18 protein-coding genes are annotated in these 18,405 nt (G+C 72.5%); 12 read left to right on the forward strand and 6 right to left on the reverse strand.

What is annotated here, in order from left to right:
* Nucleotides 1-290: 290 nt before the first annotated feature.
* Both ACZ6TI_RS30170 and ACZ6TI_RS30175 read left to right on the forward strand, forming a co-directional pair.
* Nucleotides 291-1,463, forward strand: coding sequence for a glycosyltransferase family 2 protein (locus ACZ6TI_RS30170; RefSeq protein WP_465348549.1), 1,173 nt, complete (start codon nt 291-293; stop codon nt 1,461-1,463).
* 23 nt (nt 1,464-1,486) lie between these two features.
* The gene (locus ACZ6TI_RS30175) at nt 1,487-1,861 is read left to right on the forward strand and encodes a hypothetical protein (protein ID WP_465348550.1); all 375 of its coding nucleotides are present in this window, start codon (nt 1,487-1,489) and stop codon (nt 1,859-1,861) included.
* Here ACZ6TI_RS30175 and fgd read toward each other — a convergent pair.
* Both fgd and ACZ6TI_RS30185 read right to left on the reverse strand, forming a co-directional pair.
* Nucleotides 1,819-2,817, reverse strand: a complete 999-nt coding sequence (fgd, locus tag ACZ6TI_RS30180) for a glucose-6-phosphate dehydrogenase (coenzyme-F420) (protein WP_465348551.1) — start codon at nt 2,815-2,817, stop codon at nt 1,819-1,821. The two genes, ACZ6TI_RS30175 and fgd, sit on opposite strands and share 43 nt — an antisense overlap.
* 23 nt (nt 2,818-2,840) lie before the next feature.
* Nucleotides 2,841-4,667, reverse strand: coding sequence for a sigma-70 family RNA polymerase sigma factor (locus tag ACZ6TI_RS30185; RefSeq protein WP_465348552.1), 1,827 nt, complete (start codon nt 4,665-4,667; stop codon nt 2,841-2,843).
* Between the two features lie 157 nt (nt 4,668-4,824).
* Between ACZ6TI_RS30185 and ACZ6TI_RS30190 the strand changes: the two genes are divergently transcribed.
* From ACZ6TI_RS30190 to ACZ6TI_RS30205, 4 genes are all read left to right on the forward strand, one after another.
* On the forward strand, nt 4,825-5,223 hold the full coding sequence (locus ACZ6TI_RS30190) for an ATP-binding protein (protein ID WP_465348553.1): 399 nt from the start codon (nt 4,825-4,827) through the stop codon (nt 5,221-5,223).
* A gap of 117 nt (nt 5,224-5,340) precedes the next feature.
* Complete coding sequence (locus ACZ6TI_RS30195; RefSeq protein WP_465348554.1) at nt 5,341-6,483, forward strand: PP2C family protein-serine/threonine phosphatase; 1,143 nt, start codon at nt 5,341-5,343, stop codon at nt 6,481-6,483.
* Between the two features lie 81 nt (nt 6,484-6,564).
* Nucleotides 6,565-7,026, forward strand: a complete 462-nt coding sequence (locus ACZ6TI_RS30200) for a MarR family winged helix-turn-helix transcriptional regulator (RefSeq protein ID WP_465348555.1) — start codon at nt 6,565-6,567, stop codon at nt 7,024-7,026.
* Nucleotides 7,027-7,041: 15 nt separating this feature from the next.
* The gene (locus tag ACZ6TI_RS30205; protein WP_465348556.1) at nt 7,042-7,923 is read left to right on the forward strand and encodes an LLM class flavin-dependent oxidoreductase; all 882 of its coding nucleotides are present in this window, start codon (nt 7,042-7,044) and stop codon (nt 7,921-7,923) included.
* 58 nt (nt 7,924-7,981) lie between these two features.
* Here the strand turns inward: ACZ6TI_RS30205 and ACZ6TI_RS30210 are convergent, their stop codons facing one another.
* Nucleotides 7,982-8,326, reverse strand: coding sequence for a histone-like nucleoid-structuring protein Lsr2 (locus tag ACZ6TI_RS30210; RefSeq protein ID WP_465348557.1), 345 nt, complete (start codon nt 8,324-8,326; stop codon nt 7,982-7,984).
* 224 nt (nt 8,327-8,550) lie between these two features.
* Here ACZ6TI_RS30210 and ACZ6TI_RS30215 point away from each other — a divergent pair, with 224 nt between their 5' ends.
* Both ACZ6TI_RS30215 and ACZ6TI_RS30220 read left to right on the forward strand, forming a co-directional pair.
* Nucleotides 8,551-9,003, forward strand: a complete 453-nt coding sequence (locus tag ACZ6TI_RS30215) for a hypothetical protein (protein ID WP_465348558.1) — start codon at nt 8,551-8,553, stop codon at nt 9,001-9,003.
* A complete protein-coding gene (locus ACZ6TI_RS30220) occupies nt 9,000-10,292 on the forward strand; it encodes a D-alanyl-D-alanine carboxypeptidase family protein (protein ID WP_465348559.1) in 1,293 nt (430 codons plus the stop codon). Before ACZ6TI_RS30215 ends, ACZ6TI_RS30220 begins: the two co-directional genes overlap by 4 nt.
* Nucleotides 10,293-10,313: 21 nt before the next feature.
* On the opposite strand, the gene ACZ6TI_RS30225 is transcribed toward ACZ6TI_RS30220, so the two are convergent.
* Nucleotides 10,314-10,811 carry a DUF456 domain-containing protein gene (locus tag ACZ6TI_RS30225; protein ID WP_465348560.1) on the reverse strand — a complete coding sequence of 166 codons (498 nt, stop codon included), beginning with the start codon at nt 10,809-10,811 and terminating at the stop codon, nt 10,314-10,316.
* Between the two features lie 189 nt (nt 10,812-11,000).
* Between ACZ6TI_RS30225 and ACZ6TI_RS30230 the strand changes: the two genes are divergently transcribed.
* Entirely contained in the window at nt 11,001-11,537 is a 537-nt protein-coding gene (locus ACZ6TI_RS30230) for a PIG-L deacetylase family protein (RefSeq protein ID WP_465348561.1), read from the forward strand.
* A 121-nt stretch (nt 11,538-11,658) separates the two neighbouring features.
* Nucleotides 11,659-12,573 carry a sigma-70 family RNA polymerase sigma factor gene (locus tag ACZ6TI_RS30235; RefSeq protein ID WP_465348562.1) on the forward strand — a complete coding sequence of 305 codons (915 nt, stop codon included), beginning with the start codon at nt 11,659-11,661 and terminating at the stop codon, nt 12,571-12,573.
* 58 nt (nt 12,574-12,631) lie between these two features.
* Here ACZ6TI_RS30235 and ACZ6TI_RS30240 read toward each other — a convergent pair whose 3' ends face one another.
* The gene (locus ACZ6TI_RS30240) at nt 12,632-14,965 is read right to left on the reverse strand and encodes a HelD family protein (RefSeq protein WP_465348563.1); all 2,334 of its coding nucleotides are present in this window, start codon (nt 14,963-14,965) and stop codon (nt 12,632-12,634) included.
* Between the two features lie 184 nt (nt 14,966-15,149).
* Between ACZ6TI_RS30240 and ACZ6TI_RS30245 the strand changes: the two genes are divergently transcribed.
* On the forward strand, nt 15,150-15,668 hold the full coding sequence (locus ACZ6TI_RS30245; RefSeq protein ID WP_465348564.1) for a hypothetical protein: 519 nt from the start codon (nt 15,150-15,152) through the stop codon (nt 15,666-15,668).
* Nucleotides 15,669-15,717: 49 nt separating this feature from the next.
* On the opposite strand, the gene ACZ6TI_RS30250 is transcribed toward ACZ6TI_RS30245, so the two are convergent.
* Nucleotides 15,718-16,548, reverse strand: coding sequence for a sigma-70 family RNA polymerase sigma factor (locus ACZ6TI_RS30250; RefSeq protein WP_465348565.1), 831 nt, complete (start codon nt 16,546-16,548; stop codon nt 15,718-15,720).
* Between the two features lie 247 nt (nt 16,549-16,795).
* On the opposite strand from ACZ6TI_RS30250, the gene ACZ6TI_RS30255 reads away from it, so the two are divergent.
* Entirely contained in the window at nt 16,796-18,289 is a 1,494-nt protein-coding gene (locus ACZ6TI_RS30255; protein ID WP_465348566.1) for a DEAD/DEAH box helicase, read from the forward strand.
* The last annotated feature ends 116 nt before the right edge of the window (nt 18,290-18,405 follow it).

Genomic DNA, 18,405 nt, shown 5'->3' on the forward strand with positions numbered 1-18,405 from the left:
GGTTTTCATCCTTGGAAACCCTATCTCCGACCGGCCTGCACGCCCGGAATGATGGGAAATAACTCTCTGTAGCGGTTACGAACTCTGGTGCGAATCCGGGCAGATGCCGTCCTAGCAGGTCAATGTCCCGTGGCCGGATGGCGAGCGCCCGTCGACCGTTTCGCTGAGTTGACCGACCGTAGTCGGTTGCTAGGTTTGGTGAAGATCCACGACAGAGCTGAGGAGCCACCGCCATGCCTCCTTCGCCCAGACCGGGCGCCGCGGGCCGACGCCCGCCGACCGTCAGTGTGGTGATCCCTGCCCTCGACGAGGCCGGGAACATCGCGCTCGTGCTCGAGGGGCTGCCGGTGGTCGACGAGGTCATCGTGGTGGACGGCGGTTCGGCCGACGACACGATCGCGGTGGCCCAGCAGGCGTACCCGGGTGTGATCGTGGTCCGGCAGACCCGGGCCGGCAAGGGGAACGCGCTGGTCTGCGGCTTCGCCGCCAGCCGCGGCGAGGTCGTGGTCGCGATCAACGGCGACGGCTCGAACGACCCCGGCGAGATCCCCCGATTCATCGACGCCCTGATGGCCGGCGCCGAAGTGGCGCACGGCTCGCGCTTCCGGACCGGCGGCGACGACCTGGCCGGTACCCGGCTGGGGCGGCTCGGCAACCGGCTGCTCTGCCGGGTGGTCAACGCGCTGTTCGCCACCCGCTACACCGACGTGGGCTCGACCTTCAACGCGTTCCGGCGGTCCGCGCTGCACCATCTCGCCCTGCCCTCGCCGGAGCAGACCGGCCGGCGCCGCGAGCGGGTGTGGGGCGACGGGCCGGAGATCGAGCCGCTGGTGAACATCCGGATGGCCGCCCGCGGGCTGCGCGTGATGGAGGTGGCCACGATCCGCTACCCGCGCATCCACGGCCGCGGTCGCCGGCCCGCCTGGGCGGGCACGATCCGCGCGATCCGGGTGCTGCACCGCGAATACCGGCGCCGGCACGACGCCCCGCCGCCCCCGGCCGAGATTCCGCGGGAGGTCGGCGAGCGCACCACCGGCCGGCACGCGCTCCCGGAGCAACGGCCGCGGCGGCCCTACCCCGGCCCGCGGCCGGACTGGGCGGACTCGGTGGGCCAGCACCGCAGCGGCGAGATCGAGCACAACGCGTCGCACCGGCGCAGCGGCATCTACGAGAGCGGGCTGCACCGGGCGGAGAGCGGCGTGCGGCACAGCGGCCTCTACGACACCGGCGTACGCCGCACCGGCGTGTACGACGCCGGCGTGCACCGGATGGACGTCTACGACACCGGGGTACCCGAGCTGCCCCGCGAGGTAGGCGGCGGCCGTCGCCGGCTGGACGCCCGGGACCGCCGCGCGGACCTGACCGTGATCCAGGGCGACGGCGAAGGCGCCGGCGACGACGAGAGCGACCCCGGCGAAGGCCCGCATCTGCGCGCCGTGCCGGGCGAGCGCCGGACCCGATGAGCGCCGCGCCGATGAGCCGGATCATGAACCCTGGCCCGCCGGCTCCGCGCGCGCTGCAGCAGGGCCGCAGCGGCGATCGGCCGTTCCCGGGCGAGCCGGGCTGGCGCGCGGCGATCCCCCGGCGGCGCACGCCGCACCAGAGCGAGCCGACTCTGGTGCTCACCGTGGATCTGGACGAGCCACTGCCCGATGTGGAGGGTGGGGTGGTCACCCGGGTGTGGCTGCTGCTCCGGATCGGCTCCGAGGCGGTCGGTCAGCTGCTGGTTCCCATACCCGAAAAGGGTTTGACCTCGGCCGAGGTCGGCGCGCTCATCGCGGCGCGGGCCGGAGCCCGGCGCAGACGCGCCGCCGACGGTCAGCCGCGGTCGCGCAGCCGGGGCAGCACCTCGTCGCTGTAGAGCCGCAGGAAGCGCTCCTGGTCCGGGCCCGGCGCGTGGAACACCAGGTGCTGGAAGCCCATGTCCAGATAGGCCTGAACCTGGGCGGCGTGCTCGGCCGGGTCGGACGACACGATCCAGCGGGTCGCGGTGCGCTCGACCGGCAGCGCGTCGGCCCGCTTCTGCATCTCGATCGGGTCCTCCACGCCGGTCTTCTCGTCCGGCGACAGGGCCAGCGCGCCCCAGTAGTGCGTGTCGTTGCGCGCCCGCTCGAGATCGGGGTCGAAGGACACCTTGACCTCGATCATCAGGTCCACGTCGCCGAGGGATCGCTCGGCCTTTTCGGCGCCCTCGCGGACGGCCGGCAGCAGCGTCTCCGTGTAGAGCTCGCTGCCCTTGCCGCTGGTCGTGATGAACCCGTCGGCGATGCGACCGGCGAGCCGGGTGGCCGCCGGGCCGGACGCGCCGATGTAGATCGGCACCGGCCGCTCGGGCTTGTCATAGATGGTCGCGTGCTCGGTGCTCCAGAACCGGCCCTCGAAGGTGACCCGGTCCTCGGTCCATAGCTGCTTGATGAGGGTGACCGCCTCCTTGAGCCGGGCGAACCGCTCCTTGCCGTCCGGCCAGGCCAGGCCGAGCGGCACCTCGTTGAGCGACTCGCCGGAGCCGACGCCGAGGATCACCCGCTCCGGCGCCAGGCAGCCGAGGGTGGCGAAGGCCTGCGCGACCACCGCGGGGTGGTAACGGAACGTCGGCGTGAGCACGCTCGTGCCGATCAAAACCTTCTGGGTACGCGCGGCGAGCGCGCCCAGCCACGGCAGCGCCGCCGGGGCGTGCCCGCCGTCGTGCCGCCACGGCTGCATGTGATCGCTGACGAAGACCGAGTCGAAACCGAGCTCCTCCGCGAGCACGCCGTAACCCAGCAACTCGGTGGGCGGGAACTGCTCTGCGGACGCCTTGTAGCCGAACCGAATCATGATCCGAGCCTATCCCGCCGCCCCTATCCCGCCGCCCGGTACGCCTGCCCGGCTTCGGTCGGGCTGTCGCCGTCGCGGTAGAGCCCGAAGTCCACGCTGTCGCCGACCGCGGGCAGGCCGAACCAGGCGTAGCGCTCGACGTACGACCGCTTCTCCAGGCCCGCCGTGCTGCCCTTGATGAAGGCGGCCGCCTGCGCGCCGGTCGGATATTTCGGGCTGCCGCTGAAGTTCATCAGGCCGTATTCGGTGACCCAGATCGGCTTGTCGTAGCGGCGGTGCACCGCGTCCACGTAACCGAGGAACTGCTCGACCGCGGTGGCGCTGAAGTCCGAGCCGTACCAGTGCACGGTGATGAAGTCGACCCGGTAGTCCTTCGCCTTCGCGCCCTTCATGAAGCGGTCCAGCCAGCCGTCCGGGGTGTCGCCGCCGAAGGCGACCGCCGGGCTGCTCAGCCGCATGCCGGTCGACTCCAGCTCAGGCCAGGCGGCCAGCGCGTCCTCGACACTCATGTTCGCCTGGCCACCCATGTCCGGCTCGTTGAAGGTGAGCAGCGTGCCGTCGCCCTCGCGCTCGACCTCGGCGAGCGTGGCGTCGGTGACGTTCTGCTTACCCCAGATCATCGGCACGAACTCGACGCCGGCCGGGCCGGGCACCTCGTTGTCGTTCGGCGACCAGGAGTAGTACCAGCCCGCGCCGACGTCGGCGAGCGCCGCCTTCGCGCCGCTGAATTTCCAGACGCCGACGCCCTTCTTGGCGCTCGCCTGCACTACTGCCGGTTTCTTGCTCGGCGGCGGCTTCTTCTTACTCGGCGACGGCTTGGGCGACGCACTGGACGGCGCGGGGGTGGGCGCGCTGGACGGCGCGGGTACGTCCCGGATCACCGCCGCGACGGCCGCGGGTGGCCGCTCGTGCTGCTGCTGATAGACGACGACCGCGGCGCCTCCCCCGGCCACCGTCGTCGTCGCCAGCGCGGCGGTCAGCACCCGGCGGCTGATCCCGATGCCCGCCTTCACCGCGAACTTACCGGCCAGCGCCTTGCCGGTGGCGGCGTGCGCCACGTGCGCACCGCCCATGATCAGGCCACCGACCTGCTCGGCGCCGAACGGGACCGGCACCAGGGCCATCCCGGCGAGCAGTCGTTCCGCGGCGACCAGACCGTTCCAGGAGGGTGCGCACTGCCGGCATTCGCGGGAGTGCCGGGCGATCCGTTTGCGCCACAGTGGGCCGGGCCGGCCGTCCCACTCGGCGAGCACCACCTGCAGCTCCGGGCAGGGCGGGGTGGCGACGAGCGCGCGGACCACGACCCGGGCGGTCTCCAGCTGGCCCTTCATCCGCTGCACCCGGACGGCAGCGTGCTGACGGGTGACGCCGGTCGCCTCCACGATCTCGTCGCGGGTCAGCTCGCCGGAGGCCTCCAGCCACCACAGCGACAGCAGCTCGCGGTTTTCCTCGTCCAGCCAGCGGGTCGCCTCGGCGGTCTCCCGGCGCTGGCCGGACAGCTCGAGCCGGGTGATCGCCAGGTCGGTGAAGTCGGCGCCCGGGTCGCGCACGTCCTCGGGCAGCAGCGCGTCCGGCGCGCCCCGGCGGGCTCGATAACGCTCCCGCACCTGCCGCACGGTGATCGCCACCAGCCAGGACCGGAACGACTCCGGCTCGCGGAGGTCGCCCAGGTTGCGCAGCACCCGCAACATCACGTCCTGCACCACGTCGTCGACATCGGCGTGGCCGTCCAGCGCCCGTCCCACGATCGTGTAGACGAGCGGGAGATACCCGGCGACGAGGCGGTCCACCGCGGCCGGGTCGCCGGCTCGGGCGGCGACCACCGCGGCGGTGTCGGGTTGTTCCGGCATGTGCGCTGACCTCTCCGTCGAGCATCAGATCATGACTGGCGGCGGGCGGTTTGGCGACCACCTCGGCAAGGGGAGACCGGCCGGCGGGCAGCGGATAACACAAACCCGCGACGCTGCTCGGCGGTTAACCGGCGGCCCGGACGGGCACAGATGGGGCATGAGGATGTCGGTTCGGCTCGACCTGCCGCTCGAGGTGGACAGCGTCCCCGCGGTGCGACGGTTGCTGCGGGCCGCGCTGTCGATCTTCCGCGTCGACAAGCAGGACGGCGCCGACCTGGAGATCGCGCTCACCGAAGCCTGCTCGAACGTGGTCAAGCACGCGGCCGGCGCCGAGACCTTCGAAGTCCATCTGCACGTGGACGGCCGGCGCTGCGCGATCGACGTGGTCGACGACGGCGCCGGGTTCGACCCCGCGAAGGCCGGCGACGCCACGCCCGCCCCGGGCTCCGATCGAGGCCGCGGCCTCTTCCTGATCCGCGCCCTCGGCGAGAACGTCCGGATGCATTCCGGGCCTCGCGACGGCAGCCTGATCCATTTCGAGAAGTCGTTCGCCTGAAGCTGCGTTTCGCGCGACACCCGGCGACGGATCCGCTCCCGCCGCATGCCATCATTCTTGCCCCATAGCAAATATTGCTGTCCTGCCGCCGTCCAGCCACGGAAGGAGTCCGCCGCGGTGTCCGAAGGCCCCGCCCCGATCGGCGCTCTGTTGCGAGCCGCACCCCCCGACCGGCTGCCGGAAACGGTGGCGGATCAGCTCCGCCAGCATCACGGCGCGCTGCGGGTGGAGGTGCTGCTGGCCGACCTCACGCTCACCGGGTTGTGGCCGCTGCTGAATCCGGACGCGCCCAACGGCGGCACCCTGGCGCTGCGGTGCTTCGGCAGCCAGCGACCGGTCACCGACATCGGCACGGCCGGGGTCAACCGGGTGCACCTGCCGCTCACCGTCTGGGGCGAGCGGCTCGGGGTGCTGCTGGTGGAGACCACCCAGCCGGCCGGCGGCGGGCTCACCGACACGCTGACCGAGATCGCCGACGAGTTCGCCGTCGCCCTGCGCGCGGCCGGCCGGGACACCGATCGCTACGTCCGGGTGCAGCGCCGGGCCCGCCTGACGATGGCCGCCGAGATGCAGTGGGACCTGCTGCCCGGCCGCTCGCTGGGCGACGACCGGTTCCTGGTGGCGGGTCAGCTCGAACCCGCCTACGACGTGCACGGCGACCATTTCGACTGGGCGCTGAACGGCGACCGGCTCACCGTCACGGTGCTCAACGGCTTCGGCGACGGGCTGGCCGCGGCGCTGCTCACCACCACCGCCGTGAACGCCATGCGCAACGCCCGCCGGTCCGGCGCCAACCTGATCGAGCAGGCCGAACTGGCCTCGGACGCCATCTGGTCGCGGTCGGCCGGCTCCGGGCACGCCGCCACCCTGCTGCTGGAGATCGACCTGATCAGCGGCCGGGTGGAGGCGGTCGACGCCGGTTCACCCAAGGCGATGATCGCCCGGGAGGGTGAGATCCGGCCGGTCGAGCTGGAACAACAGCTGCCGCTGGGCATGTTCGGCGACTCCCGGTACGCGACCCAGCGCTTCCGCCTCGAGCCCGGCGACCGCCTGCTGGTGGTCAGCGACGGCGTGCACGCGGCGGCGCCCGGCGGACGCGCGGCATATGGCGACGCCGGCCTGTTGAGCGCCCTGCGCCGGACGCGGCTGCAGCCGGCCACCGAGGCGGTCGGTACGGTGATGCGGAGTTTGCGCGACTATCACGAGGGCGAGGATCCGGCCGACGACTCGGTCATCGTCTGCCTCGACTGGCGGCGCTGAGCTCACGGGATTGGACCCGCCCCCGAGCGGGTAGGCCCGAAAGCACACACTTCGGCAGCACCACCGAACCTAGGGACCGGCATGAATCACGTGCCCGACGCCGCGGCCGCGGTCGAGGCGGCGGTGGAGTCGCTGCTCTCCGTGCTCGAGGTCGCCCGCATGGCCCAACACCCCGCGGTGCCGCCCGCCCAACTGCGGGTGCTCACCATCGTGGATCGCAACGCGCACACGAACATGAGCCGGCTCGCCGAGGCGCTCGACGTGGTGCCGTCCTCGGCCAGCCGGCTGTGCGACCGGCTGGAGGCCACCGGCCTGCTGCGCCGGGTGCCCGACCCGCGCGACCGCCGCGAGGTGCGGCTGCTGCTCACCCCCGCGGCCCAGCGGATGCTGGCCGATCTGCGAGACGCCCGGCGCCGGGCCCTGGCCGAGGTGCTCGAGCGGATGACGCCGGGCGCGCGGCACGATCTGGTCCGGGCACTGCAGGCTTTCGACGCGGTGGTCAGCCGCGACGACCAGGGCGCCGCGGACCTGCGCACGGCTTGAGTTACGGTTTCGCCCGTGCGCATCGGCATCGTGATCCTTCCCGACGAACGCTGGTCCGTGGCCGGGCGGCGCTGGCAACGCGCCGAGGAGCTCGGCTTCGACCACGCCTGGACGTACGACCACATCGGCTGGCGTGACCTGGTGGACGGGCCGTGGTTCGACGCCGTCCCCACACTCACCGCGGCCGCCATGGTGACCCGGCGGATCCGCCTCGGCACGTTCGTGGCCTCGCCGAACTTCCGGCACCCGGTCGCGTTCGCCCGCTCGGTGACCGCCCTGGACGACATCTCCCAGGGTCGCCTGGTGCTCGGTGTGGGCGCCGGCGGCACCGGCTACGACACCACCGTGCTGGGCGAGGACGAGCTGCGGCCGGGCCGGCGGGTGGACCGCTTCGGCGAGTTCGTCGAGCTGCTCGGGCGCCTGCTGACCGAGGACCACGTGTCCTTCGACGGCGAGTTCTACCGCGCGGTCGACGCCCGCACGCTGCCCGGGCCGGTGCAGAAGCCGCGGCCGCCGCTGGTGGTGGCCGCGAACGGCCCGCGGGCGACCAAGCTGGCCGCCCGGCACGGCGACGGCTGGGTCACGGTCGGCGACGCCCGGGTGCCGGACAACGAGATGTGGTGGTCCGCGGTGGCCGTGATGCGCGAGCGATTCGACGCCGCGCTCGCCGAAATCGGCCGGGCTCCGGGCGAGGTCGACCGCTATCTCAACCTGGATTCGGCGCCGGTGAGCCCGATGAGCAGCGCCGACGCATTCACCGAAGCGACCGCGCGCGCGGCGGAGCTCGGTTTCACCGATGTGATCGCGCACTGGCCACGCGCCTCGGGGTGGTACGCCGGTTCCGAGAAGACGCTGGAAACGGTCGCCGGACTGCTGCCCCGGCTGCGTGCGCTTTAACCTGTGAATATGCCGCCGGCGCACTGCACGCCGGCGGCACGAAAAGCAAAGAGGACGGTCAGCGGCGATGCGCCGCGCGGTAGGCGTCACTGACGCTCTGCGGAATGCGGCCGCGCTCCGAGATCTGGTGGCCGTTGCTCGCGGCCCACTCCCGAATCGCCTTGTTCTCGTCGCGACTGCCCGCCGTCCGCCCGGATCCGCCCGCGACCCGAGCCCGGCCGGAACCGCGCCCGACCCGTGTGCCCGCGTTGATGAACGGGTCCAGCGCCTTGCGCAGCTTTCCGGCATTGGCGTCGGAAAGGTCGATCGTGTAGCTCGTTCCGTCCAGACTGAACTCGACGGTGCGGTCCGCCTTCTTTCCGTCCAGATCGTCGATCAGGGTGGTGATTACCTGCCGCGCCATGACGACTCCTGTTGGTTATCAGAATAGCCGCGCCTAGTGTCGCCCTTCGGTGACCGGTCGCGCAACTCTTCGCGCGGATTCAACCATTCCAATTTTTTCGTCCCGGCCCTTGGTCAATAAATAACGGACGGTATTCGCGCGAATGGCCGCCCGGCCGGCGTCGTCGCCGGCCGATCTGTTTGCCGGGTGGATGCGGCCCCGCGGATGCGGTTAGGGTCGTCGCCATGGACGCCTCCGACCCGGCTTCTGCCCCCGCTTCCGGCGAGTGGGCCGAGCAGCGGCGGGCAGCGATCGCCGGGCACGCGGCGGCGTTCGAGGCCGGTCGGGCCGCGGAGGCCGAGCAGGCCGCCGCGCTGCTGGCCGACTTCGTCCGGGCGGCCGCCGAGCGCGGCCTCTCCCCCACGGCACTGTCCGCGCGGTCGTTCGACGGCCGGTCGACATACCGCACGAAGGTCCGTGGGTGGTACCTGAAGAGCAACAAGACCGTCGCCGTCGGGGCGGACGGCGCGTATTACGTGCTCAGCGTCCCGGCTTCGCTGCGCGCCCGGATCTCCGGCGCCGACCTGCAACCGAGCATCCCCCGGCTCGTGGTCGGCGCGGGCGGCGGCGACGGCGAGACCATGCCCCTGGCGCAGCTGCTGCAGCGCCGTCTCGACCTGGGAGCTTCCTGGCCGTGATCTCTGGTCCCACCCGTGCGGTGGTGGCGGCGCTGGCCGCCGCCGCCCTGGCGGTCCCCGCCGCCACCCCGTCCCCCGCCCAGGCCCACGCGGCCCAGGCCGTCCCGGCCCAGGCTCTTAAAGCACGGGCCGACGTGCCGTGCCCGAAACCCGAGGTGAAGCCCCCGAAGGGCCGGCCGGCCCGCCCGACCCCGCCCGAGGACGACCCGGTGCTGCGGGCGGTCGGCGGCGACGCGCTGGCCACCAACGGCCTGACCGTGCCGGCCGGCAGCCCCGCGCCCCCGGCCGTCACCGCCACCAGCTGGCTGGTCGCCGACCTGGACACCGGCGAGGTGCTGGGCGGCTGCGGACCGCACGTCTATCAGACCCCGGCCAGCGTGCAGAAACTGCTGCTGGCCGCCACCGTCATGCCGCACCTGAACGCCAGACAGACCATCAAGGTGGTCGACCAGGACCTGCGGATCGAGCCCGGCAGCTCGGCGGTCGGCCTGGTCAAGGGCGGTCAATATTCGATCGAGACGCTCTGGCTCGGGCTGATCCTCAACTCCGGCAACGACGCGGCCAACACGCTGGCCCGGCTCGGCGGCGGCAAGGGCGGGTTGCCGGCCACGGTCGCGGCGATGAACGCCGAGGCGCGCCGGCTCGGAGCCTTCCAGACGCACGCGGTCACGCCCAGCGGGCTCGACGGGCCGGGGCAGTTCACCAGCGCGTACGACCTGGCGTTGATCGCCCGGGTCTGCTTCGACCGGGCCGACTTCCGTAAATATGCGCTGACCCGCAGTGCCAAGATGCCCGCGCAGAAGGCCCTGAAGAAGGGCGGCTTCCAGTTTCAGAACGAGAACAAGCTGATCTACAACTACCCGGGCGCGCTGGGCGGCAAGACCGGCTTCACCAAGCTGGCCCGGCACAGTTATGTCGGCGGGGCCCAGCGCAACGGGCGGCGCCTGGTGGTGACGCTGCTCGGCGCCGAGGCAAGCCCGATCCGCGGCTGGCAGCAGGGCGCCGCGCTGCTGGACTGGGGCTTCCGGCTGCCCACGGACGCCTCGGTCGGCAAACTGGTCGAGCCCGACTCGGTGCCGGGCACCGCCGACACCCGGGCCGCGGCCGCACCGGCGCCGCCGTCGGCCAAGCCGGCTCCGGCCGCCGCGGAGGACTCGCCGCCGCAGGGGCTGTCGCTGGCCGCGGCCGCGGCGGTCGCGGTGGTGCTGGCCGCCACCCCGCTCCTGCTGCTGCTCACCCAGCGCCGCCGCCAGCGGGTGCGCCGCCGACCCCGCCCGCTGGAGCCCTGACTTCAGCGGCTGGGCGGCCGGTCAGGCCGCGATCAGGCCGAAGACCCAGATGACCGCGATGCCCAGGGCCGCCGCGAACTCGACCAGCAGGGAGAGTCCGACGGCGCCCAGGGCCTGGCGGGTGGACGGCCACGCCTGACCGGGGCCGAGCCGCAGCCGCTCGGCCAGCCAGATGCCCAGCACGAAGCCGAGCACCAGGCCCACCACCGGCACCACGAAGAACCCGATCAGCCCGAGCACGCCGCCGGCCAGCAGCGACGAGGTCGGCACCCCGGTGCTCTTCAGCCGCTTGCCCGGCCACAGATATTTGATCAGCGTGCCGGCCCCGGCCACGAAGGTGGCCAGCGCCAACACCAGCCAGCGCCCGCCGCCGGCGTCGGTGAAGATCGCCCAGACCAGCACGCCGGCCCAGCACAGCCACAGACCGGGAACCATCGGGATGATCACGCCGAGCACCCCGACCACGATGGCGATGCCGGCGATCAGGGTGGCCACACCGGCGCTGTCGGTCAGATCCATGCCTGCAGGGTAGTGACGCCCCGAAATCTCAACCCGGCCCGCCCGCGGCCGAAGGACAACCAGCGCCGCCCGTCCCCCGGGCGTGCCGAAGGTGTCCGGGAGGTTCGACATGGGTCCGATCGCCGCCCTCGTGGTGAGCATGGCCCTCGCCGCCGGCGGGTTCGTGCCGCACCGCCGCGGGAACGTCTGATGCGCAGCGTGCTCGCGGTGGGCGCGGTGCCCGGCGCGGTCGAGGCCGGATGCGCCGGCACGCTCGCCGCCCATCGCGCGGCCGGCGACCAGGTGACCGTGCTGGTGCTGGCCGGCTCCGGCGGCGAGGACGCCATCCGCGTGCTGGACTGCCTGCTGGTGCACGGCGGCGGCGAACCGGGCGCGCTCACCGCCGGCCCGGCCACGGTCGCCGCCATCGAGAACGTGATCACCGCGATCGACGCGGACGTGATCTATGCGCCCGCGCCGGACGACGCGCTGGCCGACCACCGGGCGACCGCCGCCGCCACGCTCGCCGCCGCCCGGCACGGCTCCCGGCTGCTGCACTACCCGGGCGCCTCCACGCTGCGCTTCGAGCCGTCGGTGTTCGTGGACGTCACCGCGTACCTGGAAGTCAAGCTCTCGGTGGTCGCCGAGCGCGAGGTGGCCGCGGCCTCCGCGCGCCATCTCGGCGCGCTGGCCCGGGTCCGCTTCGCGGAGGCCTTCGCGCCGACCCGCTTCGTCTGGGATCTGTAAGAGCTTCACAACAACCGGTACGCAACTCTCCGCCACCGGAAGCTGTACCCGGAGTCACCCAATGTTCTCCCTTGTCAGCCGCTGGACCGCACGACGGGCCAACGACACACACGGGGGAAACATGATCAGCACCGACACGACCACGACCGTTGCCGACCTCGACGCCGACATCGCCGAGGCCACGGTGCTCTCCGCCGCCGAGCAGGAGGAGCTGATCCGCCAGCACATGCCGCTGGTCGGGCACCTCGTCCGGGACATGCTCACCCGCATCCCGAACCACATCCACCGCGACGACCTCACCAGCGCCGGCCTGCACGCGCTGGTCACCGCGGCGCGTGGCTGGGACCCGGACCGCGGCATCCCGTTCCACCGGTTCGCCACCACCCGCATCCGCGGCGGCATCCTCGACGAGCTGCGCTCGCTGGACTGGGCGACCCGCTCGGTGCGCACCAAGGCCCGCGCCACCGACACCACCCGCCAGCACCTGACCACGACGCTCGGCCGCACCCCGACGGCGGAGGAGCTGGCCCAGGCGCTCGGCACCACCACGACGGACCTGCACCAGACCGACAACGACGTGCAGCGGGCCACCGTCCTGTCGCTGCAGGGCTTCACCACCTCGACGGCCGACGACCTGGTCACCGAGCGCACCCCTGGTCCGGAGGACATGCTGCTGCGCCGTGAGCAGATCGGTTACCTGCACCACGCGATCGAGTCGCTGCCCGAGCGGCTGCGCGTGGTGATCACCGAGTACTTCCTGAACGAGCGTCCGATGGCCGACATCGCCGCGGACCTGGGCGTCACCGAGAGCCGGATCAGCCAGCTGCGGGCCGAGGCGCTCAGCCTGCTCAAGGACGGCATGAACACGCACCTGGACCCGGGCCTGGCGCCGAAGCCGGAGAACCCGGAGTCGATCGTGGCCCGCCGGCGCGCGGCCTACTTCTCGACCATCGCCGACAACACCAACCTGCACAGCCGCCTCGCGCTGACCAGTCCCAACGGCTTCACCCGGGCCGGGCTGGCCGTGCCCGCCTGAGCTTTTCCCCCGGTACGCCCGCCGCGCTCTTCCCGTGGAGCGCGGCGGGCGTCTGTGCTCATGCCAGCGCGTTCAGTTCCTTGGGCAGGTCCGCGGTGTGCAGCACGCCCAGTCGCTTGGTGGCCCGGGTGATCGCCACATAGAGGTCGCTGAGCCCGCGGGGCGACTCGGCGATGATCTCGTCCGGCTGGGTCACCAGCACGGAGTCGAACTCCAGCCCCTTGGCCTGCCGCACGGTCAGCATCACCACCTGGTTGCGCAGGTCCGGCTGCTCACCGACGGCCGCTTCGGGCAGCGCCTTCATCAGCTCGTGGCCGAGCTCGCCCTCGCGGTTCTCCGGCACGATCACCCCGACCCGGCCCTCGCCGGCCTCCGCCACCTCCGCGCGTACGCAATCGACCAGAGCGATCGGCAGATCGTCGGGCCGCACCCGGCGTGCCCACGGCGCCAGGCCGGCCTCCCGCACCGACCGCGGCGGCTGCAGCGACGGGTCGATCGCGGCCAGCACGTCCGCCGCCACCGCCATCACCTCGGCCGGGGTGCGGTAGTTCACGGTCAGCTCGGCCAGCCGCCAGCGCTGCGCCACATAGGGCTCGAAGACGTGCTCCCAGGTGGTGGTGCCGGCCAGCTCGGACGTCTGTGCCACGTCACCGACCACGGTCATCGACCGGCTCGGCACCCGGCGCATCAGCAGCCGCCAGGCCATCGGCGACAGCTCCTGCGCCTCGTCCACGATCACGTGCCCGAACACCCAGGTGCGATCGACCGCCGCGCGCTCGGCCGCGGTGCGCGTGTCGATCTCCTCGTACCGCTCGGCGAAGGTGCTCGCGTCCACCACGTCGATCGCGGACAGCAGCTCGTCCTCCTCGTCCTCGAAGTCCAGCGACCGGGAGCCCTGGACGATCTCGAGCACGCCCTCGGCGTATTCCACCGCCTGCGCGCGCTCGCGGTCGGCGGCCATCTTGCGCAGCGTGTTGTCCACGCCGAGCAGCTCGGCCAGCTCGTCGAGCAGCGGCACGTCGGCGGGCGTCCACTTGGCGTCGCGGTCGCGCAGCAGCAGGGCGGGCTCGGGCGCGCCGGCCGCGGCCAGCCGCTCGGGCGAGCTGAGCAACTCGCGCAGCACCCGCCGCGGGGTGAGCACCGGCCACATCTCGAAGAGCGCGGCCTGCACGTCGATGTCCTCGCGCAGCTCGCGCCGGGTCTCCGCGAGATCCGCCTCCTCGAGCAGGTTGTCGCCGCCCAGCGGGTCGGCGCCGATCCGCTCGGCGATCTGCAGCGACATCGCGTGGATCACCTCGGTGACGAAGGTGGCGCGGGCGATGTTGTGCGGGCGGCCGGTGCGGCGCGCGGCCGCTCTGGCGTCCTCGCACACCGACCGCTCGATCCGCAGCGGGTAGCCGTCGTGGTCCACCTCGACGAAGTCCGCCGGCACGGTCTGCCAGTCGGCGACCGCGGCGGAGAGCATGTCGACCATCGACAGGCGGCCCTTGAGCGCGGCCGCCGCAGGTCGCTCCTCGGCGCGGGCGCGCACTCCCGGGAACATGTCGCCCAGGGTCGCCAGGAGCACGCCGGTCTCGGCCAGCGACGGCAACACCTGCGAGATGTAGCGCAGGAAGGTCGCGTTGGGCCCGAGGATCAGCACGCCCTGCTTGGTGAGCTGGGCCCGGTGGGTGAAGAGCAGGAAGGCCGCGCGGTGCAGCGCGACGGCGGTCTTGCCGGTGCCCGGCCCGCCCTGCACCACGAGTACGCCCGGGAGCCCGGCCCGGATCACCTCGTCCTGTTCGGCCTGGATGGTCTCGACGATGTCCCGCATCCGGCCGGTGCGGCCGGCGGTCAGCGCGGACAGCAGTGCCGCCTCACCGGTCACGTCCTCCCGGCCACCCTCGCCGCCGGCGGTGAGATCGAGCACCTCGTCGTCGATGCCGGTCAGCTCGCGGCCCCGGGTGCGCAGATGGCGGCGACGCGTCACCCCATCGGGGGACACCGCGGTGGCGAGGTAGAACGGCCGGGCGGCCGGTGCCCGCCAGTCGATCAGCAGGGGGTCCTCGGTGCGGTCCTCGGCGAAAAGCCCGATCCGGCCGATATAGCGCGGATGATCGGCGGCGAAATCCAACCGGCCGAAGCAGAGACCGTTCTCCACCGCATTCATCTGGGCCAGTTGTTCGGCGTAATGACCACGTGTCGCCTCGCGCTGCGAGCGGCCCTGCGGGGTGCCGCCGGCCTCCAGCAGAATCGCACGAAGTCGCTGGTCAGCCTGCTCGCGCAGGGTGTCCAGACGGTCGTAGAGGCGGTCCAGGTAGTGCTGTTCGCTGCGGATGTCCCGGCTGCTGTCGTTGTCGTTCCCCGGCACGGCGGCGGAGCTTGACAAAGCCACTCCCTGTTGTGGTAGCATTCCGAAGCCAGCGCCCCTTATGTGGGCGCTTTTTCGTTGTCTGACAAACGCTCAGAATAGCCGATGAATTCATTCCACGGCACCTGTCGCGGTGCAGGTTACGGTCCCACGGGCAAGTGTCCGGAATCCGTCAGGTTCGACTCGGGCCCGTTACGCCGAACGGCCGATCTCGATTAACCCGGTCATGAACCACATCCACCCGTTCCGACGTGTCGGCGCGCTGGCCCTCATCGCCGTCGCCGCTCTCAGCTTCTCCGCCGGCTGCTCCGGCGACGACGAGCCCCCGGCCGGCAACTCCGCGGCCGCCGCGGCCGGTGGCCCCGAGGCCAAGACGGTCGAGGGCGCGCGGGCCGCCGCCCAGACCGTGTTCGACCGCTTCAGCGGCGGTGACTTCGCCGGCGCCTGGGAGATGTACACCGCCAAGGGCAAGCAGGCGATCACCAAGGCGGACTACGTCAAGCTGAACGAGGCCTGCTCTCGCAAAGGCCTGGCGATCAGCCTGACCAGCGCCCGGATGGAGGGCACCGACAAGGCCATCGTGATCGCCAAGCAGCTGGTCGCGGCGCAGTCGTACACCATGGTGTACGAGAGCGGCGCGTGGAAGCTGGAGCCCGCCGCCGAGGGCCTGGCGCTCTACAAGCAGGGTGCGGCGAAGGCGATCGCCGCCCAGAAGAAGGCCGGGACCTGCGCCAACAACGCCTGACGTCATTCTGTTGATCCCCGGGCCGCTCGACGGCGGCCCGGGGATTCCTCTATGCCGCGACCGGGAGGCCGTCCAGGCTGGTGACCGCGAGCCGGGTCTCGAGCGTGCCGCGCACGGCGATCGCGTCGTAGTAGGCGGTGCGGCGGCGGGCCACGCAACCCTCCTTGACAGGGGTGGTCAGCGCCGGATCCAGGTGCGTGTTGAGGCCGTCGCGGAGCAGCCCGAGCGCCTCGGAGCGCAGCTGTGACACCCGCGACTCGGTGACGCCCAGTTCCGCCGCGATCTGCGCCATCGGCCGCTCCTCGAAGAAGCAGCCGGTGATCACCGCGCGCAGCCGCTCGGGCAGCGCGTCCACGGCGTGCTTCAGATAGCCCATCCGCTCGCGCCGGATCAGCAGGTCCTCCGGGCCCGGGCTGGGCTCGGTGACCATGTCGTCGGCGCCGGCCGTGGCGAAGCCCTGCAGGCTGAACACCACCGCGCGCTGCACGTCGTCGTCGGCCGACTCGATGTCCTCCACCGTGCAGCCCAGCTTCTCGGCCACTTCGGAGATGCTCGGCGTACGCCCGAGCTCGGCGGTCAGCTCCTGCCGCGCCGAGTCGGTGCGCCGGGCCCGCTGCCGCACCGAGCGGCTGGCCCAGTCGAGGCCGCGCAACTCGTCCAGCAGCGCGCCACGCACCCGGGCGGCGGCGAAGCGGGCGAACGGCACGCCCCGGTCCTCGTCGAAGCCGCGGGCGGCGGCGACCAGGGCGGCGTATCCGGCGGAGAGCAGATCGTCGCGGCTCACGTGGGCCGGGACCCGGGCGAGCATTTCGCGGACCAGGTGGCCCACGAGCGGCATGTGGGTGCGAACGGTGTCATCGCGACGGCGGTCACCACTCATGGTGGTCTCCTCGGGAACCAGGGCCGGGCGGGGGGTTCCGGCGCTGGTATGACCGTCCGTGACGCTGAGTGCTGGAAAGGTCAGAAACGGGTGCAAGTCGGTTGCATCGTGAACGTGGCGTACACTTGATCACGCGGCCCGCACAGTCTTGCCTCGGGCCGCCTTCGGATCGACCACCACGCGCCGCGACCGCGACGGGTCTGCGCCGGGCAGGACGACCATCAAGCCATCGGAGTCAACCTCTTACATGTCCTCTTTCATCGATCTCGGCGTGCCCACGAAGCTCGCCGCGACTCTCGCCGCCCGCGGCATCACCGAGCCTTTCCCGATCCAGACGGCCACGCTGCCGGATTCCCTCGCCGGCCGTGACGTGCTCGGCCGCGGCCGCACCGGCTCCGGGAAGACCTACGCGTTCGCTCTTCCGCTGATCGCACGGCTCGCCGCTTCCGGCACCAAGCGCACTCCCCGCCGCCCGCGGGCGCTGATCCTGGCGCCGACCCGCGAGCTGGCGACCCAGATCGACGCCACGCTGGCGCCGCTGGCCCAGGCCATGGGCCTGCGCACCCTCACCGTCTTCGGCGGCGTGGGCGCGAACCCGCAGATCACCGGCCTGCGCAACGGCGTGGACGTGCTGGTGGCCTGCCCCGGCCGGCTGCTCGACCACCTGCAGAACGGCCACGTCGACCTCGGCGCGGTCGAGATCACCGTGCTCGACGAGGCCGACCACATGGCCGACCTCGGCTTCCTGCCGGTGGTGCGCCGCCTGATGGACCACACCCCCCGCGACGGCCAGCGGATGCTCTTCTCCGCGACCCTGGACGGCGGCGTGGACGTGCTGGTCAAGCGCTTCATGAGCAAGCCGGTCACGCACCACGTCGACGCGGCCGCCGAAGCGCCCATCGAGATGTCCCACCACGTGCTGCACGTGCGGCACGACGACCGCTTCCCGGTGCTGGTCGACCTGCTCGCGGCCCCCGGCCGCTCGGTGGTCTTCACCCGCACCAAGCGCCGCGCCAAGGTCCTGACCCGCCAGCTCAACGCCGCCGGCGTGCCGGCCGTCGAGCTGCACGGCAACCTCGCGCAGAACGCCCGCAACCGCAACATGGCGGCCTTCTCCGGCGGCACCGCGGAAACCCTGGTGGCCACCGACATCGCCGCCCGCGGCATCCACGTCGACGACATCGCGCTGGTCATCCACGCCGACCCGCCGGTCGAGCACAAGGCCTACCTGCACCGCTCCGGCCGCACGGCACGAGCCGGCAACCAGGGCACGGTCATCACCCTGATGACCGACGACCAGCAGGGCGACGTACGCGACCTGACCCGCAAGGCCGGCATCAAGCCGACCACCACCCGCACCCGCCCCGGCGACGCGGTCCTCACCGAGCTCGCCCCCGGCGAGCGCAAGTACGCCGCCCAGTCGGCCATCCCGGCCGACGACGTGGCAACCGAAAGCCGCGGCCGCGGCGGACACTCGCAGGGCCGGCGCCGTCAGGGCGGCGGCGGAGGGCGCGGCGCGGCCGCATCCACCGCGGGCCAGTCCGGCGGCGGCGCCCGCTCCGGCGGCACCCGCACGGCCGGCCAGTCCGGCGGCAGCGCCCGCACCACCGGCGCGACCCGGCAGCCGTCCCGGCAGGGCGGCGCCCGGCAGCCGGCCCGCCAGGGAGTGGCCGCACCGACGCGCGGGGCGGCGGCGTTCTCCGCGGGTTCGCGGGCCGGCGCCCGCCGCGGTCCCCGCTGACCAACGACACACCAGAACGGGCCCGGCTCCGGCCGGGCCCGTTCTGCGTCCGCCCTTTGCTCTGCTTCCTCTGAGGGAGCACGACGCGCTCGCCACGGCTGGGCCCTTTGCTCTGC

It is taken from the genome of Actinoplanes sp. NPDC051388 (assembly GCF_055586225.1).

Coding starts and splice junctions, on each gene's coding strand:
- ACZ6TI_RS30240 (WP_465348563.1), bottom strand. CDS start 14,965: ATGCTACCACAACAGGGAGTGGCTTTGTCAAGCTCCGCCGCCGTGCCG.
- ACZ6TI_RS30250 (WP_465348565.1), bottom strand. CDS start 16,548: ATGAGTGGTGACCGCCGTCGCGATGACACCGTTCGCACCCACATGCCG.
- ACZ6TI_RS30225 (WP_465348560.1), bottom strand. CDS start 10,811: ATGGATCTGACCGACAGCGCCGGTGTGGCCACCCTGATCGCCGGCATC.
- ACZ6TI_RS30230 (WP_465348561.1), top strand. CDS start 11,001: ATGCGCAGCGTGCTCGCGGTGGGCGCGGTGCCCGGCGCGGTCGAGGCC.
- ACZ6TI_RS30245 (WP_465348564.1), top strand. CDS start 15,150: ATGAACCACATCCACCCGTTCCGACGTGTCGGCGCGCTGGCCCTCATC.
- ACZ6TI_RS30235 (WP_465348562.1), top strand. CDS start 11,659: ATGATCAGCACCGACACGACCACGACCGTTGCCGACCTCGACGCCGAC.
- ACZ6TI_RS30190 (WP_465348553.1), top strand. CDS start 4,825: ATGAGGATGTCGGTTCGGCTCGACCTGCCGCTCGAGGTGGACAGCGTC.
- ACZ6TI_RS30255 (WP_465348566.1), top strand. CDS start 16,796: ATGTCCTCTTTCATCGATCTCGGCGTGCCCACGAAGCTCGCCGCGACT.
- ACZ6TI_RS30200 (WP_465348555.1), top strand. CDS start 6,565: ATGAATCACGTGCCCGACGCCGCGGCCGCGGTCGAGGCGGCGGTGGAG.
- ACZ6TI_RS30215 (WP_465348558.1), top strand. CDS start 8,551: ATGGACGCCTCCGACCCGGCTTCTGCCCCCGCTTCCGGCGAGTGGGCC.
- ACZ6TI_RS30175 (WP_465348550.1), top strand. CDS start 1,487: ATGAACCCTGGCCCGCCGGCTCCGCGCGCGCTGCAGCAGGGCCGCAGC.
- ACZ6TI_RS30210 (WP_465348557.1), bottom strand. CDS start 8,326: ATGGCGCGGCAGGTAATCACCACCCTGATCGACGATCTGGACGGAAAG.
- ACZ6TI_RS30185 (WP_465348552.1), bottom strand. CDS start 4,667: ATGCCGGAACAACCCGACACCGCCGCGGTGGTCGCCGCCCGAGCCGGC.
- fgd (WP_465348551.1), bottom strand. CDS start 2,817: ATGATTCGGTTCGGCTACAAGGCGTCCGCAGAGCAGTTCCCGCCCACC.